Source organism: Rhodococcus indonesiensis, from assembly GCF_047782815.1.
In the GTDB taxonomy this organism is placed as follows: Bacteria; Actinomycetota; Actinomycetes; order Mycobacteriales; family Mycobacteriaceae; genus Rhodococcus; species Rhodococcus indonesiensis.
In genome coordinates this window covers 1,413,874-1,435,132 of record NZ_CP180630.1, presented here as the reverse complement: position 1 = coordinate 1,435,132, position 21,259 = coordinate 1,413,874, and the positions used below count along the sequence as shown (strand labels likewise).

Genomic DNA, 21,259 nt, shown 5'->3' with positions numbered 1-21,259 from the left:
GTTTAAGGCTACCGTTCGATCTCTCAGTATGGTTATCTAGTTGAGTCGGACCCGATGTTGCAAAATCTCGCAAGCGCGGTCCCCGGCCGACTGCCCGAGGGGTGTGATCAATGAAGTGCCGACTGTGCGAATCGGAGCGGCTCCTCAGCGTGCTCGATCTCGGTGCCACGCCACCGTGCGAACGCTTCCTGGCCGCGGACGAACTCGACCTGCCCGAAACCACCTATCCCCTGCATCTGCGGTTGTGTGAGGACTGCCTGCTGCTGCAGATCCCGGCGCTGATCACCCCCGAGGACACCTTCACCGAATACGCCTACTACTCGTCGTTCTCCGACTCGTGGGTCGACCACGCCCGACAGTTCGTCGAAGCCGCCGTCCGCAAACTGCAACTCGGACCGGACTCCTCGATCGTGGAGGTCGCCAGCAACGACGGCTACCTGTTGCGGCACGCTGTCGCGGCCGGCATCCCGTGTCTGGGCATCGAACCGTCGGTGAACGTCGGCGCCGCGGCGCGCGCGATCGGTGTCCCCACCGTCACCGCGTTCCTCGACGAAGGACTCGCCGAGGACATCCGCGAGGAGTACGGGCCTGCCGACCTGGTCGTGGCGAACAACGTCTACGCCCACATCCCGGACCTGCTGGGATTCACCCGATCGCTGCGCACCCTCGTCGCCGACGACGGCTGGATCTCCATCGAGGTGCACCACGCGCTGAACCTAGTGCGCGAAGCACAGTTCGACACCGTCTACCACGAGCACTTCCAGTACTACACAGTGCTGTCGGCGATGCGGGCGTTGGCCACCGGTGGCCTGTCGGTCGTCGACGTCGAACTGCTCGGCACACACGGCGGATCGATCCGGCTCTGGGCCCGGCCGGACGAGGTCGCGAGCTCTCCCGGAACACAGGTGGAAGCCGTGCTCGAGGAGGAGCGCCGGGCCGGTCTGCACACGACGGCGGGTTACCGCGAACTCGAAGCCCGCGCCCGTTCCGTCCGCCGAACCCTGCTGCGATTCCTCCTCGACTGCTACGACCAGGGCCTGTCCGTCGTCGGCTACGGCGCCCCGGGCAAGGGAAACACCTTGCTCAACTACTGCGGAATCCGGCCGGACCTGATGGCCTACACCGTCGACCGCAATCCGTACAAGCACGGGCGTTACACACCCGGCGCCCGGATCCCGATCCTCCCGCCGGAACAGATCGAGAAGGACCGGCCCGACGTGGTCGTCGCCCTGCCGTGGAACCTGGCGGCGGAACTGACGACCCAATTGCAGTACATCTCCGCCTGGGGCGGCCGGCTCGTATTCCCGCTGCCCGAACTGCACACCACCATCGGCCCCGCCGATTTCGTCAGGAGGATCACGGTATGAAAGTCGTCCTGTTCTGCGGCGGCTACGGCATGCGCATGCGCAACGACCGTACCGACGAGATTCCCAAGCCCATGCAGATGGTGGGCCCACGGCCCTTGCTCTGGCACATCATGAAGTACTACGCCCACTACGGCCACACCGAGTTCATCCTGTGCCTCGGCTACGGAGCGGCCAAGATCAAGGACTTCTTCCTCGACTACCACGAAGAACAGTCCAACGACTTCGTCCTCCACGACAACCGGGTCGAGTTGCTCAACACCGACATCAGCGACTGGTCGATCACGTTCGTCGACACCGGCCTCGAATCCGCGATCGGCGAGCGCCTGCGCCGCGTGCGTGACCACCTGGACGGGGACCGGTACTTCCTCGCCAACTATGCGGACGTCCTGACCGACGCTCCCCTCGACGTGATGATCGAGCGCTACCACCGGTCCGGCGCGACGGCGTCGATGCTCGTCGTCCCCCCACAGTCGTCGTTCCACTGCGTCGATGTCGCCGAGAACGGTGAGATCAAGGAGATCGTCCCGGTCAGCCGCTTCCCGATCTGGGAGAACGGCGGGTACTTCGTACTCAGTCAGGAGATCTTCGATCTGCTCCCACCCGGCGGCGACCTCGTCGCCGACGTCTGCGGCACCCTCGCCGGGCAGGGCCGGCTGTACGGCTACCGGCACGACGGGTTCTGGAAACCGGCCGACACGTTCAAGGAACGCGCCGAGCTGGACGACAACTACGCCCGCGGCATCCATCCGTGGACCGTGTGGGAGAGCGCCCGTGCGACGGTGACGTCGTGATCGAACTGCACGCCCGCGACATCGGGGAGGTCGCGGTGCTCGGAGCCCACTGCGACGACATCGCGATCGGCATCGGCGGCACACTGCTCACCCTGACCGGCCGGGCGACACAACCCCTGCGGGTACGCGCCTTCGTCCTGTCGGGTGAAGACTCGCGACGCGAGATCGAGGAACGCCACGCGCTCGCGGCACTGTGCCCCGGGGCGGACGTCGAACTCACGGTCCTCGACGTTCCGGACGGCCGCGCCCCCGCGTACTGGGACGCGATCAAGACCGCCCTCGAATCCTTCCGGCACACCTGCGAACCCGACGTGGTGTTCGCACCGCAGCGCGGTGACGCACATCAGGACCACCGGTTGCTCGCCGAACTCGTCCCCACCGTCTTCCGCGACCACCTCGTGCTCGGATACGAGATTCTCAAGTGGGAGGCCGACACCCCCCACCCGGTGCTCTACCACCCCCTGACCCGCAAGGTGGCCGAGGAGAAGGTCCGGATCCTGCTCAAGCACTACCCCTCTCAGCTCGACCACGACTGGTTCGACGAACAGGCCTTCCTCGGTCTGTCGCGGCTGCGCGGCGTGCAGTGCCGTCGCCCGCACGCCGAAGCGTTCGTAGTCGAGAAGGCCACAGTCCACTTCTGAAAGGCATGCCATGCGCGTCCTCGTCACTGGCCATCAGGGATATCTGGGCTCCGTCATGGTGCCGGTCCTGCGTGCCCACGGTCACGTCGTCACCGGACTCGATTCCGGTCTCTTCGCGGACTGCGTTCTCGGACCGGCACCGGAGGAACCGTCCACGATCCGGCTCGATCTCCGTGACGTCACCGCGTCGCACCTGACCGGATTCGACGCGGTGGTCCACCTTGCCGCCTTGTCCAACGATCCCCTCGGAGCGCTCGATCCGGACATCACGTATGCGATCAACCATCAGGCGTCGGTACGGCTCGCACGCTGCGCCAAGGCAGCCGGGGTGCGGAGATTCCTCTATGCCTCCACCTGCTCCGTCTACGGCGCGGCCGGCGAGGACGCAGTCGACGAGAACGCGCCCCTGCGCCCGCTGACGCCGTATGCGGAAAGCAAGGTGCGGGTCGAGGACGACGTGACCGCCCTCGCCGACTCCGGTTTCTCGCCTGTCTTCCTCCGCAATGCCACCGCGTTCGGATTCTCCCCGCGCCTGCGAGCCGACATCGTCCTGAACAACCTCGTCGGCACCGCGGTGCTGACCGGCCAGGTGCGTGTGCTCTCCGACGGCACGCCGTGGCGGCCGTTGGTACACGCGCAGGACATCGCCGAGGCGTTCGCGCACGCGCTGGTCGCGCCGATCGACCGGATCCACTGCGCCGCGTTCAACGTGGGCATGGAGGCCAACAATGTGACCGTCGCCCAGATCGCCCGGACCGTCGCCGATGTCGCCCCGGGCGCGGAGGTCGTGATCACCGGCGAGACCGGTGCCGACCCGCGCTCGTACCGGGTCGATTTCAGCGCGATCCGCAAGGCGTTCGACGACTATCTGCCGCAGTGGACCGTGGCCGACGGGGCAGCCGAACTGTATGCCCGCTACCTCCAGTACGGGTTGACGCGCGAGGGCTTCTCGAACCGGTTCGTCCGGCTCGCCCACCTGAAGCGTCTCCAGGAGGCCGGGGTGCTCGACAGCACGATGCGCTTCGAGCACTCCGGCGCCGGGCGGCGGTGAGGATGCCGGCGTCCGGGCAGTCAGAGGCCAGCCGCCAGGGCGGACCACGGCCCCGCTGCCGCATCCCGGGCGCTGAGCACCGTCACCGGGAGGGGCCATCCGATCGCGAGGTCGGCGTCGTCGTACCGGACCGCCAGATCCTCCACCGGGTCGTGCGGCCGGTCGATGCGGTAGCACACGTCCGCCACCTCGGTGAGGGCCTGAAACCCGTGCAGAAAGCCTGGCGGCACATAGAGATGGGCGAACTCCACGTCGTCCAGGAGGAAGGCGCTGTGGCGGCCGAACGTGTGCGAACTTCGCCGGATGTCGACCAGCACATCGTGGATCGCGCCGTGCGCGCACCGCACGAGCTTGGCCTCGCCCCGTCCGGACCGTCCGTGCATACCGCGTACAACGCCGCGTTTCGAACGCGACTGCGAGTCCTGGACGAAATCGGCGGCGCGCACTCCGCTCGCGCCGAGGTGGTCGTCGAACACCTGGGCGTCGAATGTGCGGGTGAACAGTCCCCGATCGTCCCGGAACGGCTCCGGGCGCAGGACGACCACATCCGCCAGTTCCGTCGTTTCCACCCGCATCGGCCCATCGTCGCGCATCGACGCCGACCGCGTGGCCGAACCGTGCACCGTTGCGGCGGAAGGAGAGCGCTGTGAGCACCTGCCGAGGATGCGGGAGCCCGGACGTCGAGCGCGTCGTCGACCTCGGCCCGATGCCCGCAGCGGACTGCTTCCCTGCCGTCGACACTCCCGTCACGGCCGACGAGACAGCGCACCCGCTCGCGATGAACCTGTGCCGCGACTGTGGGCTCGCACAGCTCGCCGAGGACGACTCGGTGCCCGACGAGCCTCGTGGAGTCGAACCGCAGGCGCTGCGCGACCAGGCCGCCGCCGCCGTACGTGCTGCGGCCTCGGAAGGTCTCCTCGTCGGCCGGACGGTAGCCGAGTTCGGCAGCCCGCACGGCGGTACCTGGCTTCCGTTGCTCACCGAACACGGCTTCCGGGTAGCTGCGGCGGGCGCCGCGGCCTCGGTGGTGCTCGACTCGTTCGGCATCATGCACGCTCCCGACCAGCGCGCGGCGTTTCGCGAGCGCGCATCGGCTGTCGCCCCCGGCGGCGTGCTGCTGCTGCAGTTCCATTCGTTGGCCACGATCGTCTCGGGGGGCCAGTGGACGGCACTCCGGCACGGGCACTATGCGTACTACTCACTGACCGCACTGCGCGCGCTGCTAGCCGAGGTGGGTCTGTACGTTGTGTATGCCCGCGAGTTCGAACTGTACGGCGGCACCGTGCTGGTCGCGGCACGGCGGACGCCGCGCGCCGTGCCGACGGCGGAGACCCAGAACATCCTCGAGAAGGAGACGGCGATCGGTGTCACGGACGTGTCGTCGGTACGCCGCTTGCAGTGGGCAGCGGACACGCAGTCCCGCGCGCTGCGCGCCTGGCTCGAATCGTCGGCACGCCGGCGGCGACGGATCTTCGCCTACGGGGCTGCGTCCCGGGCGGTAGCGCTCTTCGCACGCGCCGGGCTCGATCGGCGCCTCGTCACCGCCGTGGCAGATGCCTCACCGGCCAAGCAGGGCCGGCGCATGCCGGGAACCGACGTGCCGATCGTCGCGCCGGAGGTCATGATGATGGCGGAGCCCGACCGGGTTCTGCTCACCTTGCCGGATCTACTTCCCGAGGTGCGCGAGCGTTATCGGGAACTGGAGGGCCGCTGGGTACCGCTCGACGGGTACGCACAGGCGTTTCAGCAAGGAGGATTTATCAACGCACGCGCGTAACCGGCGGTCTGATACAGATACTGCCATGCCCATTCCCCAGGGGAGAGCCCGTCCGGACTGGCGATCATCAGTACATCGCCGGCGAAACAGCGCCGGATGATGAATCCCGCACGTGAAAGATGCGGCAGGAACGTGATCACGATGATCTTCCGCCAATGCTCCCGAGCGGCCAGGTCACGAATCGCTCGCGCTTCCCCGGATGTCGTCGGAGGACGGGGTTCGAAGCAGGTCACCGTCGGAATCGACGGCTCCGCACACAGACCCGTGAGCCGATCGTCCTCACCGCCGCTGGGATCCGACAGCGCGACGTGTGCCGCGAGACCCCTGTTCGCGAGCTCGATCCCGTAGGCGTAGCGCTCCTCTCCCGGGCCACCCAGCACAACGATTGCGTCTGCCGGGAGGAGGTGATCCTGAGCGGGTGCTACGTACAGGGGGATGCCTCCGGCGACCACCACCAGGAGCACGAAGACGACGAACGACAACCGCCGTCCGATCCGGATCCGTCTCCCCCGAGCGCTCGTCACGCTCTCGTGCATGTCCGTCCCCGGAGACGAGCGATCAGCGACACCCCCGCCGCCCGGATCTCGGTGAAATCTGCCGGGGCGACCAACCTCGTGACGAGGAGATACCCGAGACCGAAGACCAGAACCTCGAGGACGAGCCGGCCGATACCTGCGACGAGCGACAGTTCGTCGGGAGTGTCTCCCGATCGTTCGAAGTACATGACGGCGAAGAACATCGGGACGGACGCCGCGACAGGCGACCACATTACCCGCAGCATGTCGCGTCCGGTCACCCCTACTACCGAGCGCGTCACGGCGAGTCCCGTGACCCCGACGACAACTGCCGTTCCGGAGACAGCCAGCCCTACTCCGGACAGCCCGAGCGGAAGAAGCAGGAGGAGCAACGGGATGCCGGAGAGTATCCCCGCCCCCGTCATCCAGTTCATCCGCACGGATCGCCCGGCACCCTTGAGGGACTCCGCACTGACCGAGGTCATCGCCACTCCGATGCCTATACCGGCCATCGACGCCAATGCGACGCCGGCGCCGCGCCAAGGTTCACCGAGCAACAACACGACAGCTGACTCGCCCAGCGCAGCTGTCAATGCCGCCACCGGCACTGTCACCCGCCATATCCATCGGAGAGACCGCAGGAATGCCGCCCGGAACCGTTCGACGTCCGAGGCGATCCTGGAGAAGGCCGGAAACAGGACATACGAGCACACCTGGACGATCGCCATGGACGGGATCAAGGCGATTCGACGTCCGTAGCGGTAGTTGCCCAGAGCCCCTTCGTCGAGACCTCGACCGATGATGGTCAGCTCGACGGCTTCCTGCGCACGTGCAGCCATACCGTCCAGCAGGAGGGGGAAGGAGAACACGGCGAGCTCGCGCCACAGCCGCACCGAGAAGTGTCCGCGGAACGGATTACAGTGCGAGAGCGACCAGCTCGCTGCAATCCATACGGCCAACGATGCGTACGAACCTATCGCAAGCGCCCACACCCCCAGCCCCTGGGCTGCGCATGCAATCGAGACCACAGCGTAGGTCAGGCCGACTGCCGGATCGACGACGACCCGGCGACTGAACTGGAACCGTCGCTGCATGACGGCATCGGGCACACTCGTCGCAGCCGTCAACAGCACCGTCCCGGACATCACCGCTGCCACCGTCGCCACTTCGTCGCTGTGGAACAACCACCCGATCATCGGTGCAGCTGTCAGGACCCCGACTGCCATGAGGGATCCCGTCGCGAGGGTCACCCAGAACACGGTGGTGACGGCGTCGTCGACCTCGTTCTCGCGTTGGATCAGCGCCTGGGCCAAGGTCCCATGGGTGAATACCACGAGGAATGTCGTCAGTACCGTTGCCGCCGCGAACACACCCACGATTTCCGGGGTGAGCAGACGTGCAAGGACCAGAGTCTGCACGAAGGTGATTCCCTGGACGAGGACGAGCCCCGCCGCAGCCATTGCCGCTCCACGCCGCAAGCGTCCCGCGAGCGGTCCGACAGGAGGGGCCTCGGCGGACTCCGGGCGTTCCGTAGGCTTCGACATGGTCACCCGGATCCCCGGACGGGGCGGACGATCCGGGCACCCGCGACGCCGTATCGCCGCACAGTGCCCGAGAGGTGCTGCTTGAGGGGATGGACGCGCCGAAGCACGCCCGGCGCGACAGCCAGTGCCGAGACCACAGTGGCAGCTCGGAGACTCGGCTTCTGGCCGAACGCGGTGCGCGCGGCGCGGCGAGCCGAGCGCACGTCTCCCTCGAGCAATGCCCACCGAGCCCGGCGGAGGAACTGGTGGTACCGCAAGCGCCGCAACGTCGGGTCCACGGCACGACGTTGGACCGGCCCCCCGGCTAGAGACAGGAACGTCGCCTGCAGTCGCTCGTCGAAGGCTTCCACCCGGGACGGATCGCGCGAGGACGAGTCCGCTCGCACCCGGCACCGCGCCAATCGGTCGTCGAGCAACCGCACGTCCCAGCCTGCGGCCGTGATGCGCAACCACAGCAGGACGTCCTCCTCGACACCGGCGGGGGCCGTGTAGCCGCCGACAGCATTCCACACGTCGCGCCGGACAGCGCCGCTGTAGTAGGGCACGATCCCTCCGAGCACATCCGAAAACGTCAGTGGCACATCCACGTGACGTTTCCGGTTGCGGTAACCGATACTTCTCAGGTACCCGCGTTCGGTGCCGTCGCCGAAACCGAACAGCGTCGCGTCGCAGCCGACCGCGGCGACGTGTGGTTCCGCCTCGAAGACGGCCCCCACGCGTTCGCAGAAGTCGGGCCGCAGCAGGTCGTCGCTGTCGAGCACTGTGAGCACACGGCCGCGGGCCGTCCCTGCAGCCGCCGTGACTCCGCCGCCGTAACCCCGATTGGCCTGTCGGATCAATCCGATCCGGTGGTCGTCGGCGTATGTGCCGACAATCCGCGCGATGTCGTCCGAGTACCCGTTGTCGACCACGATCAACTCCCAGTCGCCACGGGTCTGGGACAGGACGGACTCGATCGCCTCGGGAAGATACTGCTCGGTACGGTACGCGGTCGTGAGGATACTGAAGAACGGCTCTGGGGACTCGGCGCCCACGGCTACCAGCCCGTTCCCACGTAGCCTCCACGTCGCCGCCGGTCCTCGGCGTGAGGCAGGCGGACCAGGTCCACGATCACATGGTCGGCGCCGGCTCGGTCGAGAGCAGCGACCGCCCGTTCGTCACGAGAACCCGCGATGAGTACCTCACCGTGCGACAGGACCTCGTCGGGATCGTCGGTCAGTGCAGACCCGATGTGCGGCAGGCGATGGTCGAGGAATGCCTGATTGGATCCCGTCAACCGCGACAGTGCCACGTCGGCGTCGTAGATCTTGAGATCGAATCCCTTGCCGATCAACCGTTCGGCGAGCTCCACCATCGGGCTCTCCCTTAGGTCGTCCGTGCCCTGCTTGAACGACAGCCCGAACAGCCCGATCCGGTGTCGATCGAGCGACAGCACCAGGTCGACGACGCGGCGGAGGTGGACTTCGTTCGAGGTCAACACATTCGAGAGCACAGGCACCTCGACGTCGTGTCGGCGCGCAGTATGGACGAGAGCTCGTACGTCCTTGGGCAGGCAGGAACCACCGAACGCGAAACCGGGCATGAGATACGCGGGGCTGATGTTGAGCTTCGTGTCCGACACGAAGATCTCCATCACGGCGTGCGAGTCGAGTCCCAGCGCTCCGCAGATCGCACCGATCTCGTTACCGAAGTCCACCTTCAGCGCGTGGAAGCTGTTGTCCACGTACTTGACCATCTCGGCCACGGCCGGCCGAACTCTGAATCGGGATCCCCCGAAATCTTCGTAGAGTGCCATGACCTGCATCCCACTCCGGGGATCGCTCTCGCCCACGACAGTCTTGGGCGGATCGAAGAAGTCCTCGACGCTACTCCCCTCACGGAGGAACTCCGGATTCACGCACACGCCGAAATCGATGCCGGCACGCTTTCCCCCCGACGCCGCCTCGAGACGAGGCACGAGCAGGCTTTCACAAGTGCCGGGAACCATCGTGCTGCGATAGACCACCACATGCCAGGAGTCCTTCGCCGCCAACCCCGCCCCGATGATGTCGGTGACCCGTTCGAGGTACTCGGTGGACAGGCCACCACCGGCCCCGGAGGGGGTACCGACGCAGACTATGGACATATCGGTCTCGCACACGGCGCGGACGGGGTCGTCGCTCACGGTCAGCCGCCCGCTCGCTACAGCTTCGGCGGTGATGTCGGCGATCCGTCGTTCGACCACCGGCGCCTCACCGCGAGAAAGACATCGGAGCTTCCTGGGATCGACGTCCAGACCGACGACCGAGTGACCCCGGCTCGCGAGGCATGCTGCGGAGACACATCCGACGTACCCGAGACCGAAGACGCTGAGCTTCGAGCGCGTCGCGTCTATCCGATGATCCAACTTGACTGATTCCACGTTTTCACCGCCCAGATCAGACCGTCAACCTCGCAATCGAGCATATAACAGACTTGAGGTTGGTTTAAGTCCTTACGCGATCCATCTCGAAGGCAACCCGATGTGGACCGTCCAGGTCGATCCACTCCACTTGCACCCGGCCTTCCTCGACGTCGACGCGAAGATCGGCTATCGACCGAGCAGGCACCACCGCATGCGGTCCGGGTGCACGGGACTCAGGAAACGGAAGGAGCACCGTGGCGCACACAAAGGGCAGATCGGCATGGCAGCGGACGCTCGGCGCCCACGCGGGCACGCGGTGCTCGAGCTCACGCGACCACCAACCGAGCGCGCTGTCGTCGTCCCCGCGAACGGCCTCCGTCGTCACGACCCCGCCGCTGACCGCATATGCGAGTTCCAGCACCGGTACGCCGCGCCGCCGAGCCCGGTGGCCGGCACCGGCGGGCTCGACCTCGAGATCGGGGGCCATCGGCCAGGACACATGCACGTCGTGTCGGCCGCGGCCGGTGAACAGGTCCAACACGAGCACCGACTTCAGCGTCGGTGGTGCCATCACACGGCGACGGTGGACAACAGGCGCCGGAAGTCTTCGGTAGCCGTCGTGTTCGGCGTCGACGATGCCACCGAGAAGATCGATCTCACGAACCCGGACCTGCGCATGCCGCATCCACAGGAAGGGACCGCCGCGTACGGACTGGTCGAGCCCGTCCACACACGCCGTCGCATGAGCGCGCGTACTCCTGTGAGCCTCGCGCCATTCCGGATTCCGGTAGTAGCTCCCCGTCCCCGGGTCCCCGATCAGCGACTCCCCGGCGAAGTTCAGACTCATCGCCAACGCATCCGAGTGGCCGTGCGCGGCAATCGAGAGGTATCCGAGTGCCCCCACATCCATGAGAATCGTCCGTGGGCCGGACCGCAGCACTGCCATACCCCCGTCCGGCGCGAAGGCGGAACCCGCTGCCGTCGTTCGCAGGGTGATCTGCTCCCGGACCTTCACAGGACGCGCTGACGACAACCACGCCGCCGTCAGCGACTCCGGAGATTCCACCGCGCCGGCCGGCCTGTCAGCCAAGAAAGCATCCACGATTCCGAGATGTTCTCTGACCGTTCGGCGTGGTTCCGGACCGAGCCGTACCGCGAATCCCTGGTCGTCGTCGCCGTAGTGCGGCTCCGGGTCACACTCACCGATCACTGCCTCGAGATACTCCCTGCTGCGGAAGATTGCGGCAGTCAGGCGGTCCGGCGCGTGACCGTATCTGCGAAACAGCACAGCAGCGACGACAGTCAGCAACTCCACGACGAAGACCTGATAACCCAGTGCCTGCTCGGCACCCGCGCCGTCCGGCAGAATCTGCCGGTCAGCTTCCACGGCCAGTGCCGCGACCGCGTCCGCCTCCCACCGCGCGGCATGGCGCAGCTCCGGTAGGAGCAGAGCTACGATCGCCGGCCCTGCCAGTTCTCCCACAAGATGGTTGTTGGCCGAACTGAACCGCGAACGATCCTGCAGACAGCGTTCCGCACCGGCCGCAAGCATCCGTACGGCCCGGGCGAATCGCGCCTCCGTCAATGCCTCGGCGTCACGCAGTCCGTCTAGAGTCAGTGCGACCGAGATCGAGCGGATACCCGCCTCGAACGCACCGCGCCATGCGATACCCCATCCCGGTGGATTCCGGACTATCCAGGAATCGAGCTGGGACAACGCAACAGTAGCGAAACGCTCTTCGCCGGTGAACATCCGAGCCGATGCCAGCCACGGAAGGTGTTGCAGCCGGTTCAGTTCCCAGATCCACTTCGGGTCACCCGGTCCCCTGCGGTGATCGATCCGGTGAGCTGGTTTCGACGGCCACTGCACAGCTCGAAGCGGATCGGACCACCAGTCGATCGGGGTGTCCAGCCGGACCTCCGGATCGGCGAAGAACTCGAATCGATTTTCACATGTCCGCTCTGCAGCCCGGATCAGCGCCTCGACTTGGAGAGGGAGCCGATCCGCGATCTCCTCGGCTCGGGTCTTCGCGAACAGCAACGCCCCCCCTGCCCCTTCGCGGAATGCCGACAGGGCATCACTCCAGGTTCGGTGACCGGATCCGAGCAGTTCGGAATCCGCGGGGACTCCGTACCTGCCGCCGGACCGACAAGTACGTCCGACGCCACGCAGGCGCCAGACCACCTCCGGGGCACTCATCGAACCCAATCTGTGTGCATACCAACCGAGGTTCATCATGTCTCCGCTCGAAATCAGTCTGCGCCGGACGGATGACAACCGCCATCCCCCGTGGAAGTCTGAACATGTGATCGGTTCGACCATGTGGCAACGCCGCGTACAGCGTTCGTGTGTGACCCTCGCCGTCGCCCTCCTGGCATCGGTCGCGGGATGCAGTACATCCGACGGCGTCCCGCCGCCCGCGCCGTCCGACGCAGGCCTCCTCACGTTCCCCAGAACAGCCACGTACTTCCTGTTCCAGCACGATCTGCCGACCGCGCAAGAACTCGCCCAGTACGACGTCGTCGTCATCGACAACGAGTGGGGCCACCGAATGCCGCGGGACTTCTTCGACGACGTCCGGGCAACAAACCCGCGAACGCGCCTCCTCGCCTATGTCAACTTGATCGACCATCCCGACCGGCTCGGTTCCGAGGAGTACTGGCGCAATCGATATCGTCTCTGGCAGTTCGATTCTCACGGAGAGAGCCAGTTCCCCGACGAGTGGCTGGCGAAGCGCGCGGACGGCACGGTGGTCAGCGAATGGCCCGACACGTCGATGTCGAACCTCACCGACCAGGGACCGAGAGTGGACGGATTGTCCTTCGGCAGATACGCGGCCGACTGGGTGGTCGACACGGTGTGGTCGGAGGGGGTCTGGGACGGCATCTTCCTGGACGTGTGGGGCGACCGAATCTACAGCGCCGATTCCGACCGATGGGATATCGACCGGAACGGCACGGATGAGGCCGACGCGCAGATCTACGGCGAGGACATGCCGTGGGGCAGGGGAATCGAAGAGGCCGAACGCATCATGCGCGACCGCATGCCCACTGCCCTGCTCGTCGCCAACGGAGACAGAACCCTGCGCGATCGACAACTCGACGGGCGGGCATGGGAGAACTTCGCCGACCCTCGTGCCGAGCGTGATCCCCGCTTCGACATCGAGCAGTACATTCGTCTCACCGCGCGGGGCGATCATCGGGAACCGGGACTGGCCATGACCATCAACAAACTCGGTCCCCAACCCAGCTCCGAACGCGAACTCACCCGTGCACGGTTCTTCCTGACAGCCACACTTCTGCAGGACGGCTACTGGGCGCCCATGGGATCCGACTACGGCGAACCCGCATACATCGACGAGATGGACGGCGGTGGGCTCGGCAGCGGATACCTCGGCGACCCGATAGCCCCGAATCCGACGCTCGCACATGTCGAGGCGCAGTATTCCGGAACTGCAGGAATCGGGATGGTTGCACCGAATGTCTTCCGCCGCGACTTCGACCACGGCATCGTGCTCGTCAACAGCAGCGACGAGCCGGCGACCGTAGCGCTGGGCGGGACGTTCCGGCACCTGACCGGCACCGCCGACCCGGAAACCAACGACGGAAGCACTACGGATCGTGTGACGATACGTTCGTACAGCGGTGTGGTCCTGTTGCGCAACAGCCAATGACTCACCCCGCGACCTGCGGAAGTGCAACGTCGTCGCGGAACAACGCCCCGTAACATCGAAGAAGGTTTTCTCGCGACGTCCGCCACGACAGTTCCTGCTCCACCCGCGATCGGCCGAGTGCCCCCATCCGGGCACGCAACTCGTCGTCCCTCAACAGGATGTCGACCGCTCGTGCGAAGGCCTTCTCGTCGTTCGCCGGCGCGTAGAGCGCAGCGTCGCCGGCCGAGACACGGGCCTCGACGAGGTCGAACGACACCACCGGCCGGCCGATCGCCATGTACTCGACGATCTTGTTCATCGTCGAGAGGTCGTTGAGCGGATTGCGCGGATCCGGCGCGAGGCACACGTCCGCGGTGGACAGACAGCGTTGCACGAACTCGTCCGGCACCCGGCCTGTGAACTCGACGACGTCGTCGAGGCCGAGGTCACGAGCGAGCGCCTGCATGGCCTCGAATTCGTCCCCGGCACCCATGCAGATGCAGTGCACATCGTCCCGGCCGAGGTCCCGGTGCAGATATGCCACGGCACGCAGGAGATAGTCGATTCCGTCCTGCGGTCCCATGACGCCGAGATACGCGAGGAGATAACGCTTTCCCCTGCGCAACTCCGGATCGGGAGCGCGCCGCACGAATCGTTCGAGATCGGGCGCACTGCGCACCACGGTGACCCGGTCCGGCGCCACATGTCCACGCCCGATCGCGATCCGGCGGTAACTGTCGTTGGTTGCAATGACTGCATCCGATACCGCGAACGTCAGCCGTTCGAGCAGCCTCGTCGCAAGGTACAACATGCGCCCGCCGCCGGGAAAGCGCGACTGGAACAACTCCGGCACGAGATCGTGGTGATCGAATACGAATCGCGCTCCGCCCGGACGCAGAACGAGTGCCACGACGAACAGCAGGTCCGGGGGGTTGCACGCGTGCACCGCGTCGACGCGGCCTTCGCGCCGCACTTTCAGCGCCAGCCGGGTGGTGTGCCACAGGGCCGCGGTGTACTCCCTGAGATAACCGGCCGGCCCTCCGGTGGCGGCGCGGAGAGGATAGCGGAGGATCCGAACACCCTCGATCGTGACCTCCGGCTCCCGATCCTGCCCACCGCCCATCGGGCAGATCACCGTCACCTGGTATCCCGCCTCGGCCAGCGACCGGCTCTCTTGCCATACCCGACGGTCGAACGGCACCGAGAGGTTCTCCACCAGCACCAGAATGTGTCTCTTCATCGCTGCCCTCCCAGGGTCTCGACGAGAAGCTGCTCATATGCGCGCGCCGTGTCCTCGATCCGGAAGTTCTGCTCCACACGCATTCTGGCGCGCTTACCCATCTGCACTCGCAGTTCGGGGTCCCGAGACAATGCGAGTAGACCATCTGCCAGTCCCTCCACGTCACCGACCGGCACCAGATATCCTTCCGCGCCGTCGGTGATCAGATCACTCAGGCATCCACAGTCGGTCGCGACCACAGGAACTGCGGCAGCCATCGACTCCAGTACCGCGAGCGGCATCGCCTCGTGCACCGAGGAAAGGCAGGTCACGTCGAATCCCGGAAGCAGAACGGCGACGTCCCGACGAGTCCCTACGAAGAGCACACGATCTGCGATACCGAGTTTCTCTGCCAGGCAGATCAATTCTGCCATTCGCTCGCCGTCCCCGACCACCACCAGACGTGCCGGACGCAGCAGCGGAAGTGCCTTGGAAAATGCCTCGAACAGCACGTGGTGCGCCTTCTGCGCGCTGAGCCGGGCTACGACGGCGACGACGAAGTCCTCAGGACCGAGGTCGAGCGCCTGCCGCGCGCGCACCCTGTCTTCTCCGGTCGGGGGGTCCCCCACCGCGATGCCGTTGGGTATGACGACCTCCGAGGTTCGGCTCCACCGGGATCTGCCGACGCCCTCGTGCGCGTGCAGATAGTCCCGCTGGCTGTGCCCGAGGAGAATCATGGCGTCGGCAAGCCACAGCGAGGCGACGGTCCATCGCGGAAGGCATCTGCCGCCTTGCGATACGAGATCCATGTCGTGAACGGCAACGAGATCCGCCCGCACCCCGGCCGCATGTGCGGCGATCCGGCCGAGAGCCAGGGCGGCGCGGTGATGATGCGTGACGAGCACCGCATCGGTCCGGTCCCGGCGCAGCGTGTCGATCAACTTGGGCAGCGTCGTCAGGTCCCAACGGTTTCGCCGGTCCAGCACTTCGACCTGGATGCCGGCGTCCCGGTAGTCGTCGGCAAGCGGCCCGGCCTCGTGCAGGCAGACCAGGCGCGGTAGGACCAGACGTCTGTCGAGACGCCGGAACACGTCGAGCATCACGGTCTCGATTCCACCGACGAAGGTGCGGTCGAGCACGAGGGTGAGCCGGACCGGACTCCGGGGTGGACCGGCGGCCTCCTCCAACGCACGTTCACTCTCGGCGACACTCTGCGTCAGGGTGAAGGAAGACTCCACCCGCGCACGGGCTGCCTGCCCGAATCGCCACCTCAGATCCGGCGAACGCAAGAGGGTGAGCAGCGCCTCCGCCAGCGCTTCCGGATTTGCCGGCGGCACCAGGATCCCGGTGGTGCCCCCATCGAGCAATTCGGAGACGCCGCCGACGTCGGTGCACACCGCAGGACGTGCGGTGGCCATCGCCTCGAGCAGCGCTATCGGGAAGCACTCGACGGTGGAGGACGTGAGGGCGAAGATGTCCAGGGCCCGCAGGACGTCCCTGACGTCCGATCGAGCTCCGGTGAACACGACGCGGTCCGCGATCCCGAGTTCACGCGCGAACCGTTCGAGACGAGCACGCTCGGGGCCGTCACCGACCACGAGAAACCACGTCTCGGGTACCTCTGCGAGAACGCGGCGGGCCGCGCGCAGGAGGGTGCGGTGATCCTTCTCCGGACGCAGGGCGGCGACGATTCCCACGATCGGTTCGTGCGATGGGATTCCTAGTGCAACTGCGACATCCCGATTCGGTGACGGGATGAATTCGTGCGGCTCGACTCCATTGTGAACGACCCGGATCTTGCGCTGCGGGATTCCGAGATCCTCGGTGAGGTACCTCGTCTGCGCGCGTGCCACGCCCAGGAACATGTCGGTGAACGGTTGCAGCACCTTGTCGCAGATTCGACGCCATCGACTGCGTGGGTCGATGTCGCCGCAGTTGTGCACCCACACCGACAAGTGCGGCACCCGCGCCCACACGGCCGCGATCCTGCCGAGACTCTCGGCGCTGTATCCACGAGTCACCACTACGTCCGGCGCGAATAGACGCATCTCCCGGCGGAGCTCGACGAGCGCCCGTAAAGCCTGCCTCTTGCTCCTGTGCAGCGCATGGGCGGAAATTCCTTGTGCCTGGAGCTCGCCGAAGAGTTCCCCTTCGCTCCCGATGCAGATCAACCGAGCCGTGAACCGGTCGGGGTCGAGCCGCGGCAGAAGCGTCACCGCGTGCCGTTCTGCGCCGCCGATCCGCAGGTCGGGGACCACGAACATCACTCTCACCGGCTGTTGCGTGCTCATCGTCGGAGCTCCTCGTACAGGTCGTCGAACCGACGCCACACCACGTCCACATCGAAGTCGGAACGGATTCTCTCCCAGGCTGCGAGGCCCAGCCTGGTGCGCAGCAACTCGTCGCACAGCACCCGTTCGAGGGCTGCGGCCAGAGCAGTCGTGTCGTCGGCGGGGATCAGAACCCCACACGAGTCGTCGACGAGGTCCGGAATTCCGCCTGCCGTGCTGGCTACGACACACAATCCTCGCGCCATGCCCTCGAGAATTGCCATCGGCTGGCCCTCGTCACGCGAGGGCAGTACCAGTACGTGCGCACTGTCGAGCAACTGGGGCACCGCCTCCGGCGGAACCCAGCCGGGCAGCGCGACCGTGTCCGTCAACGCCAGTGCACGGACCCGTTCACGCGCGCGCCCTACTTCTCCGTCACCTGCGACGGTCAACCGTGCGTGCGCGGAGGTCGTCCCTTCCGCAATCCGAGCCCAGGCCTCCAGCAACGTGAATGTGCCCTTGCGGTCGCCGATCTCGCCGAGGAACAGCACGTGCAGGGGTCCGTTCCGGCTGGACTGGTCGACTCTGGTTGCAGGTCGGACCGCATTCGGGACAACTACGACCCGGGCATCGGGTGCAATCTTCTGCAATCGTTGTCGCCAGCGCTCCCCCAAGGCGACCACGACCGCAGCGCGGGCGAGTGTCGAACGGATGAGCAGTCGGATCGGGAAGGGCGCGCGATCGTGAAATCTGTCGAACGAGGAACCGTGCACATGCAGCACGACCGGCACTCGGAAGACGGACGCGACCCAGGCCAACGTCGCCTTCCGGATGAAGCTGCCCGCTATCGACGTGTGCAGGTGCACCACGTCGGGACGATCGTTGACCAGCGCACGAAGGAAGACGACGAGGCCATTCGCGAATGCAGCGATCCGGGCGGGCTTGGATCCGTTTCGGTGCGTACTCACGTGTTCGATGTCCCACCGGTCCCACAGCGGCGTGTCGTGCATGGTGCGCACGAAACTCCCCACTCCACCGCGGGTGGTCATGCTCGTCGACGCCCACACGACATGGCGCCGCGTCATCGCTTCACGCTCCCGGCCTCGGCTGTGTACCGGTCGGCGCATCCGATCGCGACCCCTACCAGCACCATCACGGCAGCGTTCGGAAAGTCGAAGAATCGCAGATCGACCGTCAATCCGGTGATCGCCATTACCATCAGTCCCAGCAGGCCCAGAAGGGCCGTCCGGCGGCCGTCGAGTCCGTATTCGGGCAGAATCCGATACGCCCGGAACAGCCGCACCGCGAGCAGGACGACGACGGCAATCCACAGCCCCAGGCCGATCAGCCCGAGTTCGGCCGCGATGCCGAGCTCGTTGAAGTGGGAGGAGATTGCGAAGCCGCGAATCCACGGCACCTCCGGCGACCACTGCTTGTGGTGGTAGGTGTTGACGGCGGTGAATCTGCCTATCCCCCAACCCGTCAGCGGCTTCTGCCCTATCGCCCACAGGGCGGTGCCGGCGGTGTTGAGCCGGTCCTGCACTTCGGCCGGTGAGCCGACGCCCCCGGCCGAACGATCGGTTCCGGTGAACCGTTGCCAGTTCGTGGCAATGGCGATCACCGCCGTGGTTGCCGCAAGTACGAATCCGGTTCGGAATCCTCGTGCCCACAGCATTCCGGCGACGATCACGAGCGCAAGACCGAGCCACACCGCACGGGTATGCGTGAAGTACACACCGTAGGCGCACGCGACCGCGATGACGGCAGCACAGAGCCGGCGAAAGCGCGGCTCTGTGCGTTCCGACGACAGCACGAGCGCGACAGCGAAACCGAGAATGAGCACCATGCCGTTGACGACCGGTTGATTGAAGATCCCGACAGCGCGTCCCTCCCAGATCGGAGCCGTCACTATGTACCGCGGCCATACGAGAGCCTTGGGGCCGAGGAACTGCATGATGCTCACTGCTGCCGAGTACGCTGCCAGCACTGCGACGATCCACAGCAGTGCTCGAATCGCCGACACCCGCACGAAGACGTATCTGCCCACGAGATACGCAGTGAAGGGGATCAGGACACCGGTCAGAACGAAGCGCACGACGGACAGCGACGCCCCGGTCACGGGAACGGTCGCAAGGTATCGGTGCGTCGCGAGCATCGAACCGATGTTCCATACCACGTACAGCGCCATCGCTGCCTCGACTGCGCCGATGCGCGCGTCGGCTGCTGATGTGGTGTACATCCAGATCCCAAGTGCGGCAATCACCCCCGCATAGGCAAGTACGAACGGATCCACCGGCAGGATCGGCGGCAGCGCCACCCGGAGAAACGTCGTCAACAGGAGCAGGAACAGCGCGACGACGGGCGAGCGGAGACCGGCGGCAACCATCGCGCCTGCAATTGCCGCGAGGAGCAGCAGCACTGGGAACTTCGCTGGAAACCCGGTCGCGACAGCAGCGATCGCGAGGACTGTCGCCGTCGCAGCCGCGATCAGGACGAGGTGGACGGCTGTGAAGGATCGGGGCAGCAGACGCTCGGTCGACGCCGGTCCGCGGGTGGCCGGGTGCGCTGCCGTCGTCATGGGCGCATTCCTGGAGTCGGCGCAGGGGTACGGCCGAGGTCGTGGTGATTGTGCACAGCAGCGGACCAGGAGATCTCTTCCGCAGGCGGGTACGGCGCAGAAGTATCGCCGCGCGGATCCACGACGACCGCTCCGAGGAGGTGGGCGTCCACCTGAGTGAGCAATCGGACGGCCTCTGCCGCGTCTGGCTGGCGTGCGCGGCGCCGGTCGAGTACCAGGACAGTTTTCTGTGCCGCCGCGCAGAAGATCTGAGCGTCGGCGTCCTCGGTGACCGGCGCGAGGTCGAACAGTACGACGTCGGCTTCACCGCGGAGCTGCTGCAGCAGTGCCTCGAGCCGTTTGCCGGACAGCGGCACGGACTCACCGGTCGTATCCCGCACGCTCAGTACCCGGAGTCCATCGCCGGGTGCCTCTGCACCGGCGCCGGCAACGGTCGACGACGTCACGTTCTGAGGAATCACGACGACACGGACGCCGGATCGACTCCAGCGTCGGGCCACCTGGCGAGCGACTTGTCCTGTCACCTCGCCTCCGGTCGGCGACGTCAGGGCGACGGTGCGGAGCCCGCGAACCTCGCCGGCGGCTAGGGTGTTCACGAGGTTGTGGAACGCGAGCTGACGTGCTCGATCCGCCGAGGTCGAACCGCCGGCCGGGACGACCCCGAGCGACTCGATACCGAGGCGCTCCCGAACATCCTGGGCGGTGCTGATCCGCCGCATGACGGAATCGAGTGCGAGCGCCACGAGTACTCCGAGCACCATTCCCCCCAGTAGACCGAGTGCCACGTTCCGGAAGAGGGATGGCGAGTCCTCCGAGACGCCGGCATTCAGCTGCAGATCCTGGATCTGGTTGGTCGCGTCGAGTTCGAGCTCGCTGATCTGCGCCTGCAGCTGAGCAAGCGCCACGTTGTCGGCGATTCCCGGCCGTGATCGCTCTTCGTCGAGTCGCTGGCGCAATTCCTCGAGGGATCCTTCCCGCCCCCGGTCGCGCACGGAGTTGACATCGTCACGAAACGTTCCGGCCATGATGCGGGCCGCCTCTGCAGCGGTCTCCGCGTCTCCCGCCGTAGCCTCGACGAACAGGATCGGTCCGGCCGCCGCAGTGCGAGCGGAGAAGGACGTGTCTGCGGGAAGGCTCCCGACGACACGCAATTGCTCCTGATACGAGGAGTCGTTGAACAGATCCACGTAGCCCTGCACGAGAACCGCGTCCTGTTCCGGCGCGCGATTCTGGGACGACACGATCAAGGCCGAACGGCCCGTGTACTCCGTAGCACTCTGCCCTGTCGTCCACACTGCTCCCCCCACGGCCAGCAGCGTCGCCAGCACCACGATGGGCCAGTAGCGGGCGAGGTGGCGAATCCGATCATTGAGTGTGCTGTCCACAGCCCCTCCGCAGCACCGGGGAGCGCTTCGACGCTCCGAGTTCATGAAGGCCATTCCCGACTCGAGTAAGAATCTACCCGATAAA

General features: G+C 66.2%; 17 protein-coding genes. 6 read left to right on the top strand and 11 right to left on the bottom strand.

Annotation, left to right across the window (positions count from 1 at the left end; translation table 11 throughout):
• The first annotated feature begins 110 nt into the window (after window positions 1–110).
• From ACM26Y_RS06805 to ACM26Y_RS06790, 4 genes are read left to right on the top strand one after another with little or no spacing between them, the layout of a single operon-like run.
• Window positions 111–1,367, top strand: coding sequence for a methyltransferase domain-containing protein (locus ACM26Y_RS06805; protein WP_416062995.1), 1,257 nt, complete (start codon window positions 111–113; stop codon window positions 1,365–1,367).
• Window positions 1,364–2,158 (top strand): glucose-1-phosphate cytidylyltransferase, encoded by a 795-nt coding sequence (locus ACM26Y_RS06800; RefSeq protein ID WP_371384237.1) that lies wholly within the window; start codon window positions 1,364–1,366, stop codon window positions 2,156–2,158. The genes ACM26Y_RS06805 and ACM26Y_RS06800 overlap by 4 nt, the downstream gene beginning before the upstream one ends.
• Complete coding sequence (locus ACM26Y_RS06795; RefSeq protein ID WP_003935119.1) at window positions 2,155–2,799, top strand: PIG-L deacetylase family protein; 645 nt, start codon at window positions 2,155–2,157, stop codon at window positions 2,797–2,799. The genes ACM26Y_RS06800 and ACM26Y_RS06795 overlap by 4 nt, the downstream gene beginning before the upstream one ends.
• A gap of 10 nt (window positions 2,800–2,809) precedes the next feature.
• Complete coding sequence (locus tag ACM26Y_RS06790) at window positions 2,810–3,850, top strand: NAD-dependent epimerase/dehydratase family protein (RefSeq protein WP_416062994.1); 1,041 nt, start codon at window positions 2,810–2,812, stop codon at window positions 3,848–3,850.
• A gap of 20 nt (window positions 3,851–3,870) precedes the next feature.
• Here the strand turns inward: ACM26Y_RS06790 and rfbC are convergent, their stop codons facing one another.
• Entirely contained in the window at window positions 3,871–4,425 is a 555-nt protein-coding gene (rfbC, locus tag ACM26Y_RS06785) for a dTDP-4-dehydrorhamnose 3,5-epimerase (protein WP_416062993.1), read from the bottom strand.
• Between the two features lie 71 nt (window positions 4,426–4,496).
• Between rfbC and ACM26Y_RS06780 the strand changes: the two genes are divergently transcribed.
• Window positions 4,497–5,627, top strand: a complete 1,131-nt coding sequence (locus tag ACM26Y_RS06780; protein ID WP_416062992.1) for a class I SAM-dependent methyltransferase — start codon at window positions 4,497–4,499, stop codon at window positions 5,625–5,627.
• Here ACM26Y_RS06780 and ACM26Y_RS06775 read toward each other — a convergent pair.
• The 5 genes from ACM26Y_RS06775 to ACM26Y_RS06755 form a co-directional block, all read right to left on the bottom strand.
• The gene (locus tag ACM26Y_RS06775) at window positions 5,594–6,109 is read right to left on the bottom strand and encodes a YdcF family protein (RefSeq protein ID WP_416062991.1); all 516 of its coding nucleotides are present in this window, start codon (window positions 6,107–6,109) and stop codon (window positions 5,594–5,596) included. The genes ACM26Y_RS06780 and ACM26Y_RS06775 overlap by 34 nt on opposite strands.
• A gap of 38 nt (window positions 6,110–6,147) precedes the next feature.
• Window positions 6,148–7,686 carry an oligosaccharide flippase family protein gene (locus ACM26Y_RS06770; protein ID WP_416062990.1) on the bottom strand — a complete coding sequence of 513 codons (1,539 nt, stop codon included), beginning with the start codon at window positions 7,684–7,686 and terminating at the stop codon, window positions 6,148–6,150.
• Window positions 7,687–7,688: 2 nt separating this feature from the next.
• Window positions 7,689–8,720 (bottom strand): glycosyltransferase family 2 protein, encoded by a 1,032-nt coding sequence (locus ACM26Y_RS06765; RefSeq protein ID WP_416062989.1) that lies wholly within the window; start codon window positions 8,718–8,720, stop codon window positions 7,689–7,691.
• 2 nt (window positions 8,721–8,722) lie between these two features.
• On the bottom strand, window positions 8,723–10,087 hold the full coding sequence (locus ACM26Y_RS06760; RefSeq protein WP_235157133.1) for a nucleotide sugar dehydrogenase: 1,365 nt from the start codon (window positions 10,085–10,087) through the stop codon (window positions 8,723–8,725).
• A gap of 64 nt (window positions 10,088–10,151) precedes the next feature.
• Window positions 10,152–12,110 (bottom strand): alginate lyase family protein, encoded by a 1,959-nt coding sequence (locus ACM26Y_RS06755; protein WP_416062988.1) that lies wholly within the window; start codon window positions 12,108–12,110, stop codon window positions 10,152–10,154.
• A gap of 310 nt (window positions 12,111–12,420) precedes the next feature.
• Between ACM26Y_RS06755 and ACM26Y_RS06750 the strand changes: the two genes are divergently transcribed.
• Window positions 12,421–13,743 (top strand): putative glycoside hydrolase, encoded by a 1,323-nt coding sequence (locus tag ACM26Y_RS06750; RefSeq protein WP_416062987.1) that lies wholly within the window; start codon window positions 12,421–12,423, stop codon window positions 13,741–13,743.
• A gap of 1 nt (window position 13,744) precedes the next feature.
• Here ACM26Y_RS06750 and ACM26Y_RS06745 read toward each other — a convergent pair whose 3' ends face one another.
• Genes ACM26Y_RS06745 through ACM26Y_RS06725 form a run of 5 tightly spaced genes read right to left on the bottom strand, consistent with a single transcriptional unit; the run spans window position 13,745 to window position 21,174 of the window.
• Window positions 13,745–14,962: a glycosyltransferase family 4 protein gene (locus tag ACM26Y_RS06745; protein WP_040274496.1), complete on the bottom strand. Its 1,218-nt coding sequence runs from the start codon at window positions 14,960–14,962 to the stop codon at window positions 13,745–13,747.
• Entirely contained in the window at window positions 14,959–17,232 is a 2,274-nt protein-coding gene (locus ACM26Y_RS06740) for a glycosyltransferase (protein WP_416062986.1), read from the bottom strand. Before ACM26Y_RS06740 ends, ACM26Y_RS06745 begins: the two co-directional genes overlap by 4 nt.
• Entirely contained in the window at window positions 17,229–18,296 is a 1,068-nt protein-coding gene (locus ACM26Y_RS06735; RefSeq protein WP_416062985.1) for a glycosyltransferase family 4 protein, read from the bottom strand. The genes ACM26Y_RS06740 and ACM26Y_RS06735 overlap by 4 nt, the downstream gene beginning before the upstream one ends.
• Entirely contained in the window at window positions 18,293–19,789 is a 1,497-nt protein-coding gene (locus tag ACM26Y_RS06730; protein WP_416062984.1) for an O-antigen ligase family protein, read from the bottom strand. Before ACM26Y_RS06730 ends, ACM26Y_RS06735 begins: the two co-directional genes overlap by 4 nt.
• On the bottom strand, window positions 19,786–21,174 hold the full coding sequence (locus tag ACM26Y_RS06725) for a hypothetical protein (protein ID WP_416062983.1): 1,389 nt from the start codon (window positions 21,172–21,174) through the stop codon (window positions 19,786–19,788). Before ACM26Y_RS06725 ends, ACM26Y_RS06730 begins: the two co-directional genes overlap by 4 nt.
• Window positions 21,175–21,259 lie beyond the last annotated feature (85 nt).